Raw genomic sequence first — 5,199 nt, forward strand, 5'->3', positions numbered from 1 at the left:
GCCCTGAACTCCGGGCACACCGTAAGTAAAATCAGCCACCCACAGCTGGTCAGGACGTTCTGCCACGAACTGACGGTTTACGCGGTCGCCTGCGGCAACGGCTTTCCGGCTGATGGTCGTACGGACCTTTTTACCCCGGAGAACACCGGCAAGTCCCATAACCGCCATGTGACGTGCCACAGTGCATCTGGCCACTCTGATACCTTCCCGTAACAACTGACGCCAGACTTTACGCACACCGTATACCTTGTGATTTTCATCGTATACGCGCTGTATCTCTTTCTTCAGCCAGTCATTGCGCTGCGCACGGGCACTGTGTTTATCCGGATGATGTCGCTGTTGCTGACAGTGGTAATACGTTGACGGGGCAATATGCAGTTCGCTGCATAGCGGTCCGACCCCGTACTGCTCACGCAACTTATCCAGCAGCGGCATCATTTTTTCCAGAGGCGGTCGAATTCCGCCTTCGCAAAATAAGCGGAAGCCTGGCGAAGGATATCGTTACTGCGGCGCAGTTCACGATTTTCACGTTCCAGCTCTTTCAGACGCTGACGTTCAGCGGTGGTGAGCCCGCCATCACCGCCTCCGGTATCTCGCTCATGCTGGCGTACCCAGACACGCAGAGTCTCCGGTGTATAGCCAATCTTTGGGCAATGGAACAAATTGCCGCCCACTGTGAGTCATATTCGCCCTGACTTTCCAGAAGCATACGAATCGCCCTCTGACGGACTTCGGGGGAAAAACGAGTATTTTTAGTCATCCTGTTTACCTCTTTCTCAGGGAGTTTAGTCTCCAGGATTCCCGGGGCGGTTCAACAACGGTTGTTAGGATTAAGTTTTCTGACACATGCGGGTGAAAATGTCTGTTGTACAATTGCCGGGTTGGTGCTCTTCGGTAAACATCCACGCCAGTATTTACGTCAATCAGGTATCCGAGTCTTTGCGTTTGCCAGCGAGGATAAGGAGTACCAACCGTTACTCGATGATATTCTGGATGGTCCAATGGTTGGGCGTTTTGATACTGAGGAAGCCGGAAAGGCTTTGATCGATGGTGGATTGATTGAGCGTTTGATGTCGACTATCATGCCCTTTATCACTTCAGAGGCCTCTCTACCCGATACGCATCTACGTCGGGAAACAACCTGGTATTATCCACTGGAAGCTATTCGCGAAACTGTTGTAAATGCACTGGCTCATCGTGACTGGACACGCTTTGTTGAGATAGAGATTGGCTTGTATAGCAATCGATTTGAAGTTATTAGCCCTGAGGCGCTGAATAATTCGATGTCGGTTGAAAAGATGGTTGCAGGTCAGCGTTCACCACGTAATACGATTATCATGGAAGTCTTACGTGATTATGGTTACGTTGATTTCAGGGGGATGGGAGTCAGGACAAAGATTATTCCACTAACACAGGCCATGAGTGGCCAACTCCCTGAGTTTACTGCAACAGATGATTACTTGAAAACAATACTTTATCGCTCACCATCGTCTTGATATATAAGGTCTGGCCTTTCCATCCATAAGAAAGGCCATTTCTGTAAAAAAATAAATTACCCGCGACTGCAGCCGAAGCTACGGTCGCCATCTCCGTATACTTTTGTATCAAGTTTAGCCAGGTAGTCAAGACGATTCAGTAATTTATTGTATTCTCCTTCAAAGTTAAAATCATTGCTATCTAGAATATAGCGACAGTTTTCAGGGTAGTGAACCAATCCCAGATAATCCTCCAACTCTAAACCTAAAGCACTGTACCATGCCCTTATAATCATCATCCGTAGGTTGCTTTCAATCTTATAATCACCTAAATGATAATAGGCATCTTTATTAAAAAAAAGACCAAGATGAAAGTGGCATTTTCCTTCTTCAGAAAACTCCCGCACCCAAACATGACGAACTCGGTTTGGATATATTCTTTTGCCGTTAGCTGCTCTGGCTTTCTCATTGGCCTCCAGTATAGCATTTAATGAGTTACGGAAGCGGGATATCACTCCTGGCTCCAGATTAGGGAAGCAACATACAGTATCACCTCTATCTAGAATAGGTGGATAATGAACATCAACACGTAATGCCATAGTCCTTGGAAATTCGTTGATAGCATTATTAATTACTTGTTCAATATGCTTTCTATAGGCGAGTACATGCTCACCATGAGAACCGTTGTATAATTCCATAAATTATTCCTATGTCTTACTTTAATGTCTGTTCGTATAAATATATTTCTATCGCAGCTGTGATTTAGCTAGTATCGAATTACACTGTTAAAGTGTGTTTATAGTTGTATATTGGAATGGAATTGATAGTATATTGGCATGTTATATATTACCAATTCCAACATAAAAACACTTGTTGGTGAACTGGAAAACCAAGCACCACAACTACTCATGATAAAAACATCACTCTGCAATTAATTTGCTAATGTACTGGCTGGATATAAATAGTTTTACCCTCTCTTGTTACCATTATTTTTCGTTGAGTGAATAAGGTGCCAAGTAATTCATTCATTTTAAGCTTATTTCTGAACCGATGAGGGCCATATTGAAGAATCATCGTTTTACTTATATGTGATGGAAAAGTACTCGCACAATAATTTTTTATCCATGAATATAGCTCGTCACTTTCTTTATCGACAAGAGTGAATTCCTGGGACTTAAAGAACAAACGTTTGTACTCACCTACATACCAGCCGCTTATCTGCGCTGCAGCTTCGACAGCCTGAATAGATACATCCCCATCATAGCCTTCAAAATAATGGAGCAGTGCAGCAATCCTCGCCATATTCTCTGCCATTTTTGAGGCATAATCTTTCATGTTAGATAAATAGCCAAGCTCACTCATTTCCGATTCTGTTTTGTTATAAAATGAGATCCATTCTTGTTCTGCCTGAGGAGAGAAACGCAGGCTGAGTCGTTCGCCTTTGCCATTTATAGCAATGCTATCGTTTACTATATCTATAAGCCGACTGTGGAACACTGGCAGATATTCGCTGGAGATTACCGGATTAGTAATCTGTCGGTATCCTTGCTTTGAATCTGGCTGGCAAATCAAGCAACGAGCAAAAAAACCAATTCCTTTTGCTATATCACCTTTTCGTTCAATATACTTCTGAAATACTGCAGGCTGTACCATCAAAGATAATGTCATTCTGGCATCATGGATTAAAAGTTCAGGCGAATTTCTCCTATCGACAGAATAAGTTGAACCATCCCACATCTTATTGATGAAAGGCAGCTCATTCAATGTATGTCCGTTGAATATTGTGCCTGCTTCATCTGACATGATACCCACTGACCTCCAGTCTCTACAGAGATAATTTTTTATCGCAGATGGTGTTGCGTCATTAAGCATTAACCTATATCTAACAGGTTCTGCGGGTTTGGTTTGCAGTAACGCTTTCAATCGTTCATTCGTTGCGCCATAATCTTTATTGCGACACATATCGGCTTTCAATTTTGATGCCAATGCTTTTTTTTCTATATTAAAAGCAACCTCGCCGTTCAACCAAGCTTTTAGATCTTGGTTGTATTGCTCAAACCACTTTTCCTCAAGCTGATACAACGGTCTCATTAAAACCTTATCAACCGTACTTTTCCGTTCTCCAGATTCAGCCAGTGTGAGTAAAAAGAGCGATACTGGGCTACGCAAGTTGTTCAACCTACAGACATCAATTCCGTTTTGGCATACTAATGAAATGGCACCAAGCGCTGACGCCGCTATTAATGATAGCGGTGCTTGCGTATGTTGTTCTGCTTCATAAATCGCATTTCTAATTATTGATGGAAAAACATCCACAGGGAAAGAGCGACCAAACGACATAAACTACCTTTGTTCAATTATCATGGTAAATAATTCCGCTAATGCTGCTATTTAGCTATTCTTAGCGGAAATAGCAAAATGCAAAGGCCATTAGGTATAAAAAGAATGTCTTTATTTCCTGAGTTTAGCGCTCGTTGATCCAGCAAAGCAGGTCACTAAGCAACCATCCGCAAGACTTCAACCCAATGGATTTACGCAAGGGAAAATGGCCGACTTGTTCTAGCTTCCAAGCCGTGGAACGAGATATCGATGTGATGTACTGACGTTCTTTTTCACGCACTAAGCGATCATGTGGTTCTCCATAGTTACGTAGAACCTGCAGGCGTTGTTCTGGTGTTGGATAGTTGAATGTTGTTTTCATATTGCCTCCTTCGTTTCAGTGGAGACAGCATGTCTCAGTTTATAAGGATGTGAAAGGAATACACTCCTTGTTAAGGCCTTAATAAGGGCTTTGCAAACCATCACTGGTGAGCAAACGCCAAGGGTAGAATGCATAAGTGACACAAGCTCTGGGTTTATATTGGACATCACTAGCAACACTGGCCCAACGCAAATGAATCTTGAGACAGCCTGTTCTTGCAGAAGTGAGCTTGGGCCGTAGACAATGCAATCTTAAATAGTTGCATTGTCTAATTAAAAATCATTTAAGTTTCGATTCTATTAACCAATTTCTAATAGTTTCTTCATCGAACTCCCAATCTTTACCATAGTCATTATTTGCTATAACAGTTAGAATATTTGCCATTGATGAAGCGTTAGATTGTAGATTTTTCTTTTTGCATATCTCATGCAACAAAATATAGAGGGCCCTTCGTTCTTGTTTAGATGTTCGTGGTTTTATTACTTTTCCCAAATTGATATTCATATCAACAGAGCAACCAGCTTTTATCATTTCAATATCACTTGAACTTATATATAGTTCAAGCCCATCTATTTCAATTTCATTATTAAATATTAAGTAATCAAATTCATCCATTCCATAGACATTCAAAAAGGCAGAGGTATCGCAATCAGACATTAATGGGTTTGTATTTGCAATTTTATACTTCCCTGTTACAAAACGTGTTGAAGGCCCGGCTTTAACCCGCCAATAACCATATGCAAATCCGTTGTAGAACAACTGCTCACGTCCAATTTTAATATATGAAACCTCGGAACCTCTTTCGTGACGAAACTGTCTTTCCGTGAACTGGCAGCTCAATTCACTTTGATATATATCATTACCATGAATCACATCTAGCTTGCTATTTTCAATAATAAGTTTTTGTGGATCAATACTATCCAATGGATTTTCACCAAATAAAAAATCACGATACCTATAAATGCTTCTCTTTTCATCTTTTAAGAACAGATCATTATCATCACGAATAACACATGATAATTT

General features: G+C 41.5%; 5 protein-coding genes, 1 pseudogene and 1 other annotated feature. Of the genes and pseudogenes, 1 reads left to right on the forward strand and 5 read right to left on the reverse strand.

Going from position 1 to position 5,199, the window contains the following annotated elements; all coding sequences use genetic code 11:
• A pseudogene (locus IPZ49_RS22680) lies at positions 1–760 on the reverse strand (IS3 family transposase); the annotation flags it as partial.
• Positions 364–480, reverse strand: a sequence feature (AL1L pseudoknot). It overlaps the preceding pseudogene by 117 nt.
• Before the next feature lie 61 nt (positions 761–821).
• Between IPZ49_RS22680 and IPZ49_RS22685 the strand changes: the two are divergent.
• A complete protein-coding gene (locus IPZ49_RS22685; protein ID WP_227754135.1) occupies positions 822–1,496 on the forward strand; it encodes an ATP-binding protein in 675 nt (224 codons plus the stop codon).
• Positions 1,497–1,552: 56 nt separating this feature from the next.
• On the opposite strand, the gene IPZ49_RS22690 is transcribed toward IPZ49_RS22685, so the two are convergent.
• The 4 genes from IPZ49_RS22690 to IPZ49_RS22705 all read right to left on the reverse strand — a co-directional run.
• Entirely contained in the window at positions 1,553–2,173 is a 621-nt protein-coding gene (locus tag IPZ49_RS22690) for an inovirus Gp2 family protein (protein ID WP_063146949.1), read from the reverse strand.
• A gap of 241 nt (positions 2,174–2,414) precedes the next feature.
• Positions 2,415–3,815 carry a YfjI family protein gene (locus IPZ49_RS22695; RefSeq protein WP_049111100.1) on the reverse strand — a complete coding sequence of 467 codons (1,401 nt, stop codon included), beginning with the start codon at positions 3,813–3,815 and terminating at the stop codon, positions 2,415–2,417.
• A gap of 124 nt (positions 3,816–3,939) precedes the next feature.
• Positions 3,940–4,176 (reverse strand): AlpA family transcriptional regulator, encoded by a 237-nt coding sequence (locus IPZ49_RS22700; RefSeq protein WP_023326121.1) that lies wholly within the window; start codon positions 4,174–4,176, stop codon positions 3,940–3,942.
• Between the two features lie 279 nt (positions 4,177–4,455).
• Positions 4,456–5,199: hypothetical protein (locus tag IPZ49_RS22705; RefSeq protein WP_193762885.1), on the reverse strand; the 744-nt coding region annotated here is incomplete at its 5' end.

The sequence above is a fragment of the Enterobacter cloacae complex sp. S2 genome, assembly GCF_015159675.1.
GTDB lineage: Bacteria > Pseudomonadota > Gammaproteobacteria > Enterobacterales > Enterobacteriaceae > Enterobacter > Enterobacter intestinihominis.

Excerpts from the sequence above, each read along its gene's own strand:
- IPZ49_RS22690 (WP_063146949.1), bottom strand. The coding sequence starts at position 2,173 with ATGGAATTATACAACGGTTCTCATGGTGAGCATGTACTCGCCTATAGA.
- IPZ49_RS22695 (WP_049111100.1), bottom strand. The coding sequence starts at position 3,815 with ATGTCGTTTGGTCGCTCTTTCCCTGTGGATGTTTTTCCATCAATAATT.
- IPZ49_RS22700 (WP_023326121.1), bottom strand. The coding sequence starts at position 4,176 with ATGAAAACAACATTCAACTATCCAACACCAGAACAACGCCTGCAGGTT.